We start from the raw sequence: 12,661 nt of genomic DNA, 5'->3' as shown, positions 1-12,661 counted from the left end.
CCCGGGCCGTCGGCCATGGCATCACGCCACGGCCGCGGAGGCCCGTTCAAACGCTTCGAGGATCGGCGCCAGCCGCTCGCGCTTGAGCTTGAGCGCGGCCTGGTTGATCACCAGGCGCGACGAGATCTGCACGATCTCCTCGACTTCCACCAGATTGTTGGCACGCAGCGTGCCGCCGGTGCTGACCAGGTCGACGATCGCATCGGCCAGCCCGACCAGCGGACCGAGCTCCATCGAGCCGTACAGCTTGATCAGATCGACGTGCACGCCCTTCTTGGCGAAATGCTCGCGCGCGGTCTGCACATACTTGGTCGCCACCGCCAGCCGCGCGCCCTGGCGCACCGCGCGGGCATAGTCGAAGCCCGCCGGCACCGCCACCGACATGCGGCAGCGCGCGATATTCAGATCGATCGGCGCATACAGGCCGGCCATGCCGTGCTCCATCAGCACGTCCTTGCCGGCCACGCCGAAGTCGGCGGCGCCGTATTGCACATAGGTCGGCACGTCGGAGGCGCGCACGATGATCACCCGCACGTCCGGGTCGGTGGTCGGCAGGATCAGCTTGCGGGAGGTTTCCGGGTCTTCGGTGACCTCGATGCCCGCGGCCGCCAGCAGCGGCATGGTTTCGGTAAAGATCCGGCCCTTGGAGAGGGCCAGGGTCAGCTGGTTCGGAGATGGGCTCATCGTCTTGTTCGTCGCTGGGTCAGCCGGCGATGCGGCGAATGTGCGCACCGACTGCCGACAGCTTGTCTTCCATGCGGTCGTAGCCGCGGTCCAGATGATAGATGCGGTCGATCACCGTCTCGCCATCGGCGATCAGGCCGGCGATCACCAGGCTGGCCGAGGCGCGCAGGTCGGTGGCCATCACGCGGGCGCCGGACAGGCGCGGCACGCCGGTCACCACCGCCGTATTGCCTTCGACCGCAATATTGGCGCCGAGCCGGTTCAGCTCCTGCACGTGCATGAAGCGGTTCTCGAAGATCGTCTCGGTGATCCGCGCGGCGCCGTCGGCCACGCAATCGAGCGCCATGAACTGCGCCTGCATGTCGGTCGGAAAGGCCGGGTACTCCGAGGTGCGGAAACTGACCGCGCGCGGGCGCTGGCGCATCGACAGCCGCACCCAGTCCGTGCCGCGCTCGATCGACGCGCCGGCCTCGACCAGCTTGTCGAGCACCGCGTCGAGGATTCCGGGCGAGACATCGCGCACCACGACCTCACCCAGCGTCGCGGCGGCCGCGCACAGGAAGGTCCCGGCCTCGATGCGATCGGCAATCACCGCATGCTCGGCGCCGTGCAGCCGCTCGACGCCCTGGATCACCAGCCGGTCGGTGCCGATGCCGTCGATCCGTGCCCCCATGCCGACCAGCAGATTGGCCAGGTCGGTCACCTCGGGCTCGCGCGCCGCATTCTCCAGCACGGTCTCGCCCTCGGCCAGCGTGGCCGCCATCAGCAGGTTCTCGGTGCCCGTCACCGTGATCATGTCGGTGACGATGCGGGCGCCCTTGAGCCGGCGCGCGCGGGCGTGGATGTAGCCATGTTCGATCGCGATCTCGGCGCCCATCGCCTGCAGGCCCTTGATGTGCTGGTCCACCGGCCGCGCGCCGATGGCGCAGCCGCCGGGCAGCGACACCCGCGCCTCGCCCAGGCGCGCGACCAGCGGTCCGAGCACCAGGATGGACGCGCGCATGGTCTTGACCATGTCGTACGGCGCCTCGGGCGAGACGATCTGGGCCGCGTCCAGCGACAATTGCGCACCATCCTGCCCGATGCGCACGCCCATCTGGCGCAGCAGCGCCAGCATGGTGCGCACGTCGTGCAGACCGGGAACGTTGCGCAGCGTCAGCGTGTCGCCCGTCAGCAGGCTGGCGCACAGGATCGGCAGCGCGGCGTTCTTCGCCCCCGAAACGCGGATCTCGCCGCGCAGCGGGCCGTTGCCGTGTATTTGCAGTTGATCCATGAGGGATACGCAGGTACGCGGCCGCTCAGCCGCGGCCCGGCTGGCCGGCCTGGTCGCCCTGACCGCCTTGCCATTCCGCCGGCGTCAGCGTCTTCATCGACAGCGCGTGGATCTCGGCCCGCATGCGGTCGCCCAGCGCGGCATAGACGCGCTGATGGCGCTGGATCAACCGCTTGCCCTCGAACTCGGCGCTGACGATGGTGGCGAAGAAGTGCTGGCCGTCGCCCTCCACTTCGAGGTGTTCGCAGGGCAGCCCCTGGGCGATGTAGTCCCTGACTTGTTCCGGTGTAGGCAGCATGGTGAATCTCGTTTCGTCTGTGTGCGTCCCGCTGTCGCGTGTTGATCCGGCCTGGTCTCGCAAGATCAGTGCCGCAGCTTGTAGCCGCTCTGCAGCAGCCGCAGCGCGATCGTCGCGACCACCGCGAAGGCGCTCGCGACCACGGCCAGGCTGAACCACGGCGACACGTCGGAGACGCCGAAGAAGCCATGGCGGAACCCGTCGATCATGTAGAAGAACGGGTTGGCGTGCGATACCTTCTGCCAGAACGCGGGCAGCGAGTGGATCGAATAGAACACGCCGGACAGGAAGGTCGCCGGCATGATCAGGAAGTTCTGGAAGGCGGCCAGCTGGTCGAACTTCTCGGCCCAGATGCCGGCGATCAGCCCGAGCGTGCCCAGCATGCCGGCGCCGAGCAGCGCGAACACGACGATCCACGCGACATTGGCCACATGCAGATCGGCGAACCACACCGTGACCAGCAGCACGCCGAGTCCGACCGCGAGCCCGCGCACGATGGCCGCGGTGACGTAGGCACCGAACATTTCCCAGTGCGACAGCGGCGGCAGCAGCACGAACACCAGGTTGCCGGTGATCTTGGACTGGATCAGCGACGACGAACTGTTGGCAAACGCGTTCTGCAGAATGCTCATCATCACCAGCCCGGGCACCAGGAAGGCGGTGTAGCTGATCTGGTCGTAGACCTGGACGCGGTCCTCCAGCACATGGCCGAAGATCAGCAGATAGAGGATCGCCGTGAGCACCGGCGCGGCCACGGTCTGGAAGCTGACCTTCCAGAAGCGCAGCACTTCCTTGTACAGCAGCGTGCGAAAGCCAACCAGGCCGCCCACCGCCATCGGCGCCAGGTGCCGGCTGTCGTCGCCGCCGCCGTGGCGGCCGTCCTGCTGCGCGTGATCGAGTCCGGCGGGATGTTTCATACCGGGCTCTCCAGCGAAGAAGGGGTGGTATTGACCGGTTCGGCCGGGTCCGTGGCGCGCTTGTCGCCGTCGCCCTTGCCTTGTCCGTCCGCTCCTTCCTCTGCGCTCGGGTCACGGGAAGCCGGCTTGCGCCCTTCCCTTCCCATGATCTGCACGAATACGTCCTCGAGGTCCGCCTTGTTGATTTCCATGTCTTCGATTTCGCAGCCCGCCTCGCGGCACGCCGCGAGAATCGGTTCGACCACCTGGTAGCCCGACAGCCGCAGCCGGATCGCGCGCTCGCCGGGATTGGACGGCATCCGCAGCGGCTCCAGCGAAGCCGGCAGGCGTCCGGCCGACAGCGTCAGCACCAGCTGCAGGCCGGCGAACTGGCTCAGCAGGCTGCTGGTGCGGTCCAGCGCCACCACCTCGCCGAACTTGAGCATCGCGATGCGATCGCACAGGGCCTCGGCCTCTTCCAGATAGTGGGTGGTCAGGATGATGGTATGACCTTCGCGATTCAGCCGGGAGATGAATTTCCACAGCGTCTGGCGCAGCTCCACGTCCACGCCCGCGGTCGGCTCGTCGAGCACGATCACCGGGGGACGATGCACCAGCGCCTGCGCGACCAGCACGCGGCGCTTCATGCCGCCCGACAGCTGGCGCATGTTGGCGTCGGCCTTGTCGGTCAGGTCCAGGTTGGCCATGATCTCGTCGATCCAGTCGTCGTTGCGGGTCAGGCCGAAATAGCCCGACTGCAGGCGCAGCGTCTCGCGCACCGTGAAGAACGGATCGAACACCAGCTCCTGCGGCACCACGCCCAGCATGCGGCGCGCCAGCCGGTAATCGCCGACCACGTCGTGGCCGTGCACGCGCACCTGGCCCGAGTCGGCGCGGTTCAGTCCGGCGAGGATCGAGATCAGCGTGGTCTTGCCCGCGCCGTTGGGGCCGAGCAGGCCGAAGAATTCGCCGCGCTCGACGCTGAAGCTGACGCCCTTGAGCGCCTGCAGATTGCGGTAGCGCTTGCGGACATCCTGGATTTCGATGGCTTTCATGGCCGATATCGTCTGGCGGGCGTGCGAGCGTCGCGCTGCCGCGCCGGGCTCCTGGAAATGGCGGGGACCGCCTGAGGGTGTTGCAGCAGCCGGACTGGTCGCCCGCCTGGTCTGCCGGCTGCCGGCGTGGCAGGCGCATCGCGCGTTGGCGCGCGGCGGTGCTGACGAACGAATAACCCGGAATTATAGGGGATGCGGGGAAGTCCCCGCTTGGGACGCGGCGCGGGCGGGCGGCCGGCGCCGAGGCATCGCGACGGTGCCGGCGCGGGCCCTGGCCCTGCGCTCACCGCGGATGCCGGTTCAATGTCGATGCAAGGCGACTTGCTCGAGCGGTGCGGCGACGGATGCCGAAGCGGATTCGGCGGCGGGTTCTGCCTCCGTTCCGGCAACCGCTCGCGCCGGTCCGGACGCCGGGTTCCGGGGCGACAGCGCCAGCAGCGTATCGACGCCGTACAGGCTGGCCAGTGCGGCCAGCTGCTGCGGCACGCCGACGAAGGACAGCGTGCGGCCACGGGCGCTGGCGTCGCGATGCAGCGCCAGCATGACGGCCACCGCCGAAGAATCGACCTGCCCCAGCGTGCTGCAATCGACCTGCGCTTCCCCTTGCGCCACGCGCGCGGCCGCTTCGCGCAGCACGGCGGCGGCGTTGCGGTTGGTCAGCGAGGTTCCGAGTGAAAGCATCGAGGCGGTCGGTCAGGAATCGGGGCGGATCGGATTTGGCGGCCGGAGCGCGCAAAGCGTGCACACCGAGCCGGCATTGTAACGCGGCGCAGCATCCATGTGCTGCGCCGCAACGGGTCTTAACCCTTCGCGCTGGCCAGCTGGCGGTTGCGGTCCTGCAGCGTCTTGATCACGCCTTCGATGCCCTGCTGGCTGGCGATCGTATTGAAGCTGCCCTTGTAGGCCTCGGTCAGCCAGGCGCCCAGCACGTTGATGTCATAGACCTTCCAGCCCTGCGCGGTCTTCTCCAGGCGGTAGTCCATCTGGATCGGCTCGCCCTTGTTGATCACCTGGGTGCGCACGGTCACCTCGGTGTCCTCGGGCGCGGCGCGGAACGGGCGGAACTGCACGGTCTGGTCGCGGATCTGCGAAACGGCGCCCGCATAGGTGCGGATCAGCAGCATCTTGAATTCCTCGACGATCTGCTTCTGCTGCTCCGGCGTCGCCTTGGCCCAGTTGCGGCCCATCGCGATCTGCGTGGTCTTCTGGAAATTGGCGTTCGGCAGGATCTTCTGCTCGACCAGCGCGGTGATCTTCGGAATGCTGCCGGCCTGCATTTCCTTGTCGGCCTTGACGGTGGCCATCACGTCGTCCACCAGGGCCTTGATCAGCCCGTCGGGCGTGGACGTATCCGCGCTCTGGGCCATGGCCGCGCCCGCCATGGCGAAGGCGGCGATGAAGGGAAGCAACAGTCGCTTGAACATGGTTTTTCCTTGTCTATCTTGTTCCGCCGGGGGCGGCGGGGGGTGCGTACGTTGGAGAGCGCGCACCCCGGGCAAGTTCATGGTGCCCGGCGCGCACGGCGCTGGCACCCGTTATCACAGTTTGTTGCAGCGGTGACCGGCCACTGACAAAGCCGGTCGACCACAGTGGCGCACAAGCCTCGCGGCGCCGGCGCTCACAGGCCGAGCCGGCCGGGCGTCAGCGACGGCGCCACCGGCGGCACCGGCATGGTCTGGCCCGGCAGGCTTTCGCCCGAACCCGAGCCCGGCGGCTTGGGCTCGGCGTCGCTGTCGACGCCATCGTCCTCGCGGTCCGGCGGATTGCCGTCGTAGACGAGGTACTCACGGCGCTGCAGATAGGCGTCGCGCATGAACGAGTAGCGGTCCAGCGCGGCCATCTCGACCAGGCTGCTGGCGCCCAGCAGTTCGGCGCGGGCGCTGACCACGCGCACGCCGATCAGCGTATTGCGCATCCAGACCGGATGCAGGTAGGCGGTCGGGTCGGCCTGCCGGTCCACCAGCATGCCGCCGGTGTCGCGCACGGTGCTCGGCCCGAACAGCGGCAGCACCAGGTACGGACCAGGCGGCACGCCCCAGACGCCCAGCGTCTGGCCGAAGTCTTCCTTGTACTTCGGCAGGCCGGCCGGCGTGGCGATGTCGATCAGGCCGCCGATGCCGAGCACGGTGTTGATCGCCACCCGCATCGTGTCCTCGGCGAAGCGCGTCGGCTTGCCCTGCAGCAGGTTGTTCAGCGCCGAGTAGACATCGCTGACGTTGGAGAACACGTTGCTGACCGCGGTGCGGACCGGCGACGGCACATAGTCGGCATAGACCTCCGCGATCGGGCGCATCACGCCCTTGTCGAAGTCCTCGTTGATCTTGTTGACTTCGCGGTTGAACGGCTCGAGCGGGTCGCGCGGATTGGCGTCCGGCCCCGTCGCGCAGCCCGCCAGGGCGACCGCCATCGCGCCGGCCAGCAGCCAGCGCACGTGTACTCCCGAACCCCTCATTTCTCCGCTCCCGTGCCGCCCGCGTCGGCCGCCTTGTTGTACAGGAATTGCCCGATCAAGTTCTCCAGCACCACGGCCGACTGGGTCATCGTGATCCGTGCGCCGTCGGCCAGCATTGCGGTGTCGCCGCCCGCTTCGAGGCCGATGTATTGCTCGCCCAGCAGCCCCGAGGTCAGGATCTTGGCCGACGTGTCCTTGGGAAACTGGTAGCGCTGCTCCAGGTGCATCGTCACCGTGGCCTGGTAGTTCTTGTCGTCGAAGCTGATCTGCGCGACCCGGCCCACCACCACGCCGGCGCTCTTGACCGGCGCGCGCGCCTTCAGCCCGCCGATATTGTCGAAGCGGGCCTGCACGGTGTAGGTGTCCTCGAAGGTGAAGGCGCTCATGTTGCCGGCCTTCAGCGCAAGGAACAGCAGGGCCACGAAGCCGGCCACCACGAACAGCCCCACCCAGAAATCGAGTGCGTTCTTTCTCATCGGAATTCTCTAGTTCAACCAGCGGGATGCGACGGCGCCCATGCGGGGCTCAGGTACTGAACATCAGCGCCGTCAGCAGGAAATCGAGCCCCAGCACGGCGAGCGACGCGATCACCACGGTGCGGGTGGTGGCGCGCGACACGCCCTCGGGCGTCGGCTTGGCCTCGTAGCCCTGGTACAAGGCGATAAACGTCACGGCAATGCCGAAGATAAAGCTCTTGATGACGCCGTTCAGCACGTCGTCGCGCACGTCGACGCCGCCCTGCATCTGCGACCAGAACGCGCCGGCGTCGACGCCGATCAGCTGCACGCCGACGATATAGCCGCCCAGGATGCCGACCGCGCTGAAGATCGCCGCCAGCACCGGCATCGCGATCACGCCGGCCCAGAAGCGCGGCGCGACCACGCGCTGCAGCGGGTTCACCGCCATCATTTCCATCGCGGTCAGCTGCTCGCCCGCCTTCATCAGGCCGATCTCGGCGGTCAGCGAGGTGCCAGCGCGGCCCGCGAACAGCAGCGCGGTCACCACCGGCCCGAGCTCGCGCACCAACGACAGCGCGACCAGCAGCCCCAGCGCCTGTTCGGAGCCGTAGCGGTTCAGCGTGTAGTAGCCCTGCAGGCCCAGCACGAAGCCGACGAACAGCCCGGACACCGCGATGATCACCAGCGACAGGTTGCCGACAAAGAAAATCTGGTCCGATACCAGCCGGAAGCGCCGCAGCATCGACGGCGACATCGCCAGCATCGCGAAGAACATCCGCGTGGCCATGCCCAGGCCCTCGACGGTCTGGCGCACCGCCGAGCCGATCATCGCGATGGCGTTGTAGAGCGCGCCCATCACCGTCCCGCCCCGCCGACGAAGTCCTCGGCGAGCGAGGGCCCGCCGTAGTGGAACGGCACCGGGCCGTCGGCCTCGGCATGCACGAACTGGTGGACGAAGGGGTCGGTCGACGCGCGCAGCGCCTCGGGCTCCCCTTCCGCCGCGATGCGGCCTTCGGCGATGAAATACACGTAGTCGGCGATCTGGAAGGTCTCGTGCACGTCGTGCGACACGATGATCGTGGTGGCGCCGAGCGCGTCGTTCAGCGTGCGGATCAGGCGCGCGGTCAGGCCCAGCGAAATGGGATCGAGCCCGGCAAAGGGCTCGTCGTACATCAGCAGCGAAGGATCGAGCGCGATCGCGCGCGCCAGCGCCACGCGCCGCGCCATGCCTCCGGAGATCTGCGCCGGCATCAGGTCGCGCGCGCCGCGCAGGCCGACCGCGTTGAGCTTCATCAGCACCAGGTCGCGGATCATCGATTCGGGCAGGTCGGTATGCTCGCGCAGCGGGAAGGCGACGTTGTCGAACACCGACAGGTCGGTAAACAGCGCGCCGAACTGGAACAGCATCCCCATCTGCCGCCGCGCCGCATAGAGGCCCGCGCGATCCAGCGCCGGGATATCGGCGCCGTCGAAGCGCACGTGGCCGCGTTGAGGCCGGACCTGGCCGCCGATCAGCCGCAGCACGGTGGTCTTGCCGCAGCCCGAGCCGCCCATGACCGCGACGACCTTGCCGCGCGGAATCCGCATGGACAGGCCCGACAGGATGGGCTTGCCGCCCGCCGCATAGGCGAAGTCGACCGCTTGCAGCTCGACGAGGTTGGGTGTGGTTTCGGTCACGTTGGCATCGCGCTAGAGACGGTCGGCATTATAAGTGCTAATACCTATACTCGTCCGTTCGCGTGCCGGGCAATGCGCCCGCGATGAAATGCTGCAGGGCAGCGCGACGTGCACTATCGGGCGACGAAGGGCCGACGAAGGGCCGACGAGGGAGCAACGAGGGGGGCGACGAGGGAGCGACGAGGGGACGACAAAAGCGGCGCACGCCGCGGCGCTATCAAGGTTCGACCGGCCGGCCGGCCTGGCGCAGGATCACCTGCCACTGGATCGATTCCGCGCGGATCGAGGTCGCGAAGGCCTCGGGCGAGTCGCGCAGCGGCGTCAGCCCGACCGATTCCAGCCGACGCCCGACGTCGCCCTCGCGCATGACCTCGTCCAGCACCGTGGCCAGCCTGGCGACGATGGCCCGCGGCGTCTTGGCCGGGGCCAGCACGCCCAGCCACGGACCCGCGCCGTAGCCGTCGAGTCCACTCTCGTGAAGGGTCGGCACGCCAGGAGCCAGCGGCGAACGGGCCGATCCCGCCACGCCGAGCAGCCGCAGCGTACCCTCCCGCACATGCTGCTGGACCGGCGCGAAATTGCAGAAACAGGCGCTGATCCGGCCCGCCAGCATCTCCTGCACCAGCGCCGCCTCGCCCTTGGCGGTCACCAGCGGCACGCCGTTGGGAATGCCGCGCACCGCGTATTCCGCATACAGATGCGCCGGCGTGCCGGCCTGTGCCGTGCCGACGCTGTAGGCACCGGGATTGGCGCGCACCGCCGCGATCCATTGCTGCGGTGTGCGGATCGGCAGGCGGGCGTCGATCACCAGGAACAGCGGCATCGCGGCGACGCGCGCCACCGGCGTGAAATCGCGCACCACGTCGTAGGGCAGCGGCTCGACGCCGGACTGGATCAGCATCGTCGACTGGTGCAGCAGCAGCGTATGGCCGTCGGAACTGGCCTTGGCCACGACGTCGCCGGCGGTGGTGCCGTTGGCGCTGGGGCGATTGTCGACCTCGACCGGCACGCCCAGCCTGGCGGCCAGCTTCTCGGCCAGCGTGCGCGCGATGGCGTCCGGCACGCCGCCGGCGGGAAACGGCACGACCAGCCGCAGCGGGCGGGCGGGAAAGGACATCGAGGCGGAGCGCGCGGCGGCGCCCGATGGCGCGGCGGACGGCGTGGCGGGCTGCGCGTTGGACTGGGCGGCCGGCGGGGCAGCCAGCGCGTCGCTGACCGGGCCGAGGAGAGCCGACAGAAGACACATCACGACCACCGCGCGCCCGGGGCCGGCCGCGGCGCGCGGCCGCGCGCCAGGTGCGCCGGTCGCCGTCACGGCGGGGAAGTGCAACGTCGCCTTACCTCGCCAAAGCCGCGCAAGCATGCGTACTTCGGGCATCAAGATCCTCCGGGGCGCCGCGCTGGTGGGGCGCCTGGATTGGCTGACAGGGGTGAGCGAGGCAGCGTTGTTTTTGCTTGGGACGATTGTACGAAGCCGGTTCCGGCCAGCACAAACCGCGTTAACCATAGCCGGGTCAACCCGGAAGCACTTCGCGCGGAAGTCCATCGCGCGCAGGTCCATCGCTGGAAGCACTGCGCCGGGCGCGCTTCGCCAGGCCGCATGCCGGCACGCCCTATAATCCGCGCCATGTCCGAATTCCTGTTGCGGCCGATGGCGGCGGCCGATCTGCCCAAAGTGCTGGCGGTGCAGGCGCAGTGCTACCGCCCCGAACTGATCGAATCGGCCGACGCGCTGGCCAGCCGGCTGGCGCTGGCACCGACGCTATGCTGGGTCGCCACGCACGCCGATGCGCCGCAACGGCTTGCCGCCTATCTGCTGACCCACCCGTGGCCGCGCGAGTCGCTGCCGCCGCTGGACGGCGTGTTGCGGCACGACGCGCCCGCCGACCCACGCCTGGCCTGGTTTATCCACGACATGGCGGTGGCGCCTGCCGGACAGGGGCAAGGCCTGGCGAAACGGCTCTACGAGAAGGCCCGGCAGGGGGCGAAGCAGGCCGGCCTGCGCTGCTCGCGGCTGATCGCCGTACAGAGCGCGGCGCGTTGGTGGCAGGGGCTCGGCTATGCACCGGTGGCGCTTGCCGGGGAAGCGGCGACCAAGCTGTCGCGCTACGGGAAGGGGGCGGTGGTGATGGGGAAGGAAATCGGGGCGTAGTGTCGCAGGACGGTGGCATGGCGCATGCCCCGCTGCCCGCTGTCCGCTGCCCTCTCCCCGGCCCTGTCCCGCCAGCGGAGAGGGAGAACCCGATCGCGTGGACAGTTCTGCCGGTCTGGCCCCCCACTCCCGCTGGCGGAAGAGGGGTTGGGGGAGAGGGCAAGCGCCCCCGGCAACCGCCTCAGCGCGGCAGTTCCGAATGCCCCATCAGGAAGGCATCGACCGAGCGCGCGGCCTGGCGGCCTTCGCGGATGGCCCAGACCACCAGCGACTGGCCGCGGCGCACGTCGCCGGCGGCGAACACCTTCGGCACATTGGTGTAGTAGGCGCGTTCGCCTTCGGTCGAGGCCTTGGCGTTCTTGCGCGCATCGGTGTCGACCCCGAACGCTTCCAGCATCGAGCCCACCGGGTTGGTGAAGCCCATCGCCAGCAGCACCAGGTCGGCTTTCAGCACGAACTCGCTGTCGGGCACTTCCTGCATGCGGCCGTCCTTCCATTCGACCCGGCAGGCCTTCAGCGCGGTGACCTTGCCGTTCTCGCCGATGAACTCCTTGGTCGCCACCGACCAGTCGCGCTCGCAGCCTTCCTCGTGCGACGACGAGGTGCGCAGCTTGATCGGCCAGTACGGCCACACCAGCGGCTTGTTCTCTTCTTCCGGCGGCTGCGGCAGCAGTTCGAACTGGGTCACCGAGACGGCGCCATGGCGGTTCGACGTGCCGACGCAGTCCGAACCGGTATCGCCGCCGCCGATCACCACCACGTGCTTGCCGTCGGCGCGAATCTCGTTGGGACCGTCGCCGGCCACTTCCTTGTTCTGCGGAATCAGGAATTCCAGCGCGAAATGCACGCCCTGCAGCTCGCGTCCCGGCACCGGCAGATCGCGCGGCACTTCGGCGCCGCCGGCCAGCACGACGGCGTCGAACTGGTCCATCAGTTCCTGCGCCGAGATCGTTTCGCGCGCGTAGTTCTTGATGCCGGCCGGCAGCTTGCCGTCGGTCACCATCACGCCGGCGCGGAAGGTCACGCCCTCGGCCTGCATCTGCGCCATGCGCCGATCGATCAGCGCCTTCTCGAGCTTGAAGTCGGGGATGCCGTAGCGCAGCAGGCCGCCGATGCGGTCGTTCTTCTCGAACACCGTGACGTCGTGGCCGGCGCGCGCCAGCTGCTGCGCGGCCGCCAGGCCCGCGGGACCCGAGCCGACCACGGCCACGGTCTTGCCGGTCTTGTGCGCCGGCGGCTGCGGCTTGACCCAGTCCTCTTCCCAGGCCTTGTCGCCGATCGCGCGCTCGATCGACTTGATGCCGACCGGGTCTTCATTGATTCCGAGCGTGCAGGCGGCCTCGCACGGCGCCGGGCAGATGCGGCCGGTGAACTCGGGGAAGTTGTTGGTCTGGTGCAGCACGTCGATCGCCGACTTCCAGTCCTGGCGATACACCAGGTCGTTGAAGTCCGGGATGATGTTGTTGACCGGGCAGCCGTTGTTGCAGAACGGGATGCCGCAGTCCATGCAGCGCGCGCCCTGCACCTTGGCTTCGTTGTCGCTGAGCCGGAACACGAATTCCTTGTAATGCCGGACCCGCTTCGGTGCCGGTTCGTAACTCTCGCTCTGGCGCGGAAATTCGAGAAAGCCAGTCGCCTTGCCCATGTCGCTTCCTTGGGTTGTGCTCGGGGCGCAGCGCGACGCGCGCGCCCCGTTGTGAGGTCATAGTGGTGTGG

At 68.5% G+C, this 12,661-nt stretch carries 13 protein-coding genes and 1 pseudogene; 1 reads left to right on the top strand and 13 read right to left on the bottom strand.

What is annotated here, in order from left to right:
• Positions 1–21: 21 nt before the first annotated feature.
• From hisG to F7Q96_RS17425, 12 genes and pseudogenes are all read right to left on the bottom strand, one after another.
• Complete coding sequence (gene hisG, locus F7Q96_RS17480; protein WP_006575769.1) at positions 22–684, bottom strand: ATP phosphoribosyltransferase; 663 nt, start codon at positions 682–684, stop codon at positions 22–24.
• Positions 685–703: 19 nt separating this feature from the next.
• A complete protein-coding gene (gene murA, locus F7Q96_RS17475) occupies positions 704–1,957 on the bottom strand; it encodes a UDP-N-acetylglucosamine 1-carboxyvinyltransferase (RefSeq protein WP_053822651.1) in 1,254 nt (417 codons plus the stop codon).
• A 25-nt stretch (positions 1,958–1,982) separates the two neighbouring features.
• Complete coding sequence (locus tag F7Q96_RS17470; protein ID WP_053822652.1) at positions 1,983–2,255, bottom strand: BolA family protein; 273 nt, start codon at positions 2,253–2,255, stop codon at positions 1,983–1,985.
• Positions 2,256–2,320: 65 nt separating this feature from the next.
• The gene (locus tag F7Q96_RS17465; RefSeq protein ID WP_043436578.1) at positions 2,321–3,091 is read right to left on the bottom strand and encodes an ABC transporter permease; all 771 of its coding nucleotides are present in this window, start codon (positions 3,089–3,091) and stop codon (positions 2,321–2,323) included.
• Positions 3,092–3,168: 77 nt separating this feature from the next.
• The gene (locus F7Q96_RS17460) at positions 3,169–4,206 is read right to left on the bottom strand and encodes an ABC transporter ATP-binding protein (protein ID WP_053822653.1); all 1,038 of its coding nucleotides are present in this window, start codon (positions 4,204–4,206) and stop codon (positions 3,169–3,171) included.
• 390 nt (positions 4,207–4,596) lie between these two features.
• Positions 4,597–4,887, bottom strand: a pseudogene (locus tag F7Q96_RS17455) (STAS domain-containing protein); the annotation flags it as partial.
• A 119-nt stretch (positions 4,888–5,006) separates the two neighbouring features.
• Positions 5,007–5,630 (bottom strand): MlaC/ttg2D family ABC transporter substrate-binding protein, encoded by a 624-nt coding sequence (locus tag F7Q96_RS17450; RefSeq protein WP_006575763.1) that lies wholly within the window; start codon positions 5,628–5,630, stop codon positions 5,007–5,009.
• A 194-nt stretch (positions 5,631–5,824) separates the two neighbouring features.
• Entirely contained in the window at positions 5,825–6,658 is an 834-nt protein-coding gene (locus F7Q96_RS17445; protein ID WP_151023031.1) for an MlaA family lipoprotein, read from the bottom strand.
• On the bottom strand, positions 6,655–7,134 hold the full coding sequence (mlaD, locus tag F7Q96_RS17440; RefSeq protein ID WP_006575761.1) for an outer membrane lipid asymmetry maintenance protein MlaD: 480 nt from the start codon (positions 7,132–7,134) through the stop codon (positions 6,655–6,657). Before mlaD ends, F7Q96_RS17445 begins: the two co-directional genes overlap by 4 nt.
• A gap of 49 nt (positions 7,135–7,183) precedes the next feature.
• Positions 7,184–7,972 carry a lipid asymmetry maintenance ABC transporter permease subunit MlaE gene (mlaE, locus tag F7Q96_RS17435; protein ID WP_023263295.1) on the bottom strand — a complete coding sequence of 263 codons (789 nt, stop codon included), beginning with the start codon at positions 7,970–7,972 and terminating at the stop codon, positions 7,184–7,186.
• The gene (locus tag F7Q96_RS17430) at positions 7,972–8,793 is read right to left on the bottom strand and encodes an ABC transporter ATP-binding protein (RefSeq protein ID WP_053822654.1); all 822 of its coding nucleotides are present in this window, start codon (positions 8,791–8,793) and stop codon (positions 7,972–7,974) included. Before F7Q96_RS17430 ends, mlaE begins: the two co-directional genes overlap by 1 nt.
• A gap of 217 nt (positions 8,794–9,010) precedes the next feature.
• Positions 9,011–10,171, bottom strand: coding sequence for a Bug family tripartite tricarboxylate transporter substrate binding protein (locus F7Q96_RS17425; protein WP_053822655.1), 1,161 nt, complete (start codon positions 10,169–10,171; stop codon positions 9,011–9,013).
• 249 nt (positions 10,172–10,420) lie between these two features.
• On the opposite strand from F7Q96_RS17425, the gene F7Q96_RS17420 reads away from it, so the two are divergent.
• The gene (locus tag F7Q96_RS17420) at positions 10,421–10,945 is read left to right on the top strand and encodes a GNAT family N-acetyltransferase (RefSeq protein ID WP_053822656.1); all 525 of its coding nucleotides are present in this window, start codon (positions 10,421–10,423) and stop codon (positions 10,943–10,945) included.
• A gap of 181 nt (positions 10,946–11,126) precedes the next feature.
• Here F7Q96_RS17420 and F7Q96_RS17415 read toward each other — a convergent pair whose 3' ends face one another.
• Complete coding sequence (locus F7Q96_RS17415) at positions 11,127–12,590, bottom strand: glutamate synthase subunit beta (RefSeq protein WP_053822657.1); 1,464 nt, start codon at positions 12,588–12,590, stop codon at positions 11,127–11,129.
• Positions 12,591–12,661: the final 71 nt, after the last annotated feature.

The sequence above is a fragment of the Cupriavidus gilardii genome, assembly GCF_008801915.1.
In the GTDB taxonomy this organism is placed as follows: domain Bacteria; phylum Pseudomonadota; class Gammaproteobacteria; order Burkholderiales; family Burkholderiaceae; genus Cupriavidus; species Cupriavidus gilardii.
This window is presented reverse-complemented; position numbering and strand designations above follow the sequence as displayed.

Coding starts and splice junctions, on each gene's coding strand:
- hisG (WP_006575769.1), bottom strand. CDS start 684: ATGAGCCCATCTCCGAACCAGCTGACCCTGGCCCTCTCCAAGGGCCGG.
- murA (WP_053822651.1), bottom strand. CDS start 1,957: ATGGATCAACTGCAAATACACGGCAACGGCCCGCTGCGCGGCGAGATC.
- F7Q96_RS17470 (WP_053822652.1), bottom strand. CDS start 2,255: ATGCTGCCTACACCGGAACAAGTCAGGGACTACATCGCCCAGGGGCTG.
- F7Q96_RS17465 (WP_043436578.1), bottom strand. CDS start 3,091: ATGGCGGTGGGCGGCCTGGTTGGCTTTCGCACGCTGCTGTACAAGGAA.
- F7Q96_RS17460 (WP_053822653.1), bottom strand. CDS start 4,206: ATGAAAGCCATCGAAATCCAGGATGTCCGCAAGCGCTACCGCAATCTG.
- F7Q96_RS17450 (WP_006575763.1), bottom strand. CDS start 5,630: ATGTTCAAGCGACTGTTGCTTCCCTTCATCGCCGCCTTCGCCATGGCG.
- F7Q96_RS17445 (WP_151023031.1), bottom strand. CDS start 6,658: ATGAGGGGTTCGGGAGTACACGTGCGCTGGCTGCTGGCCGGCGCGATG.
- mlaD (WP_006575761.1), bottom strand. CDS start 7,134: ATGAGAAAGAACGCACTCGATTTCTGGGTGGGGCTGTTCGTGGTGGCC.
- mlaE (WP_023263295.1), bottom strand. CDS start 7,972: ATGGGCGCGCTCTACAACGCCATCGCGATGATCGGCTCGGCGGTGCGC.
- F7Q96_RS17425 (WP_053822655.1), bottom strand. CDS start 10,171: ATGCCCGAAGTACGCATGCTTGCGCGGCTTTGGCGAGGTAAGGCGACG.
- F7Q96_RS17420 (WP_053822656.1), top strand. CDS start 10,421: ATGTCCGAATTCCTGTTGCGGCCGATGGCGGCGGCCGATCTGCCCAAA.
- F7Q96_RS17415 (WP_053822657.1), bottom strand. CDS start 12,590: ATGGGCAAGGCGACTGGCTTTCTCGAATTTCCGCGCCAGAGCGAGAGT.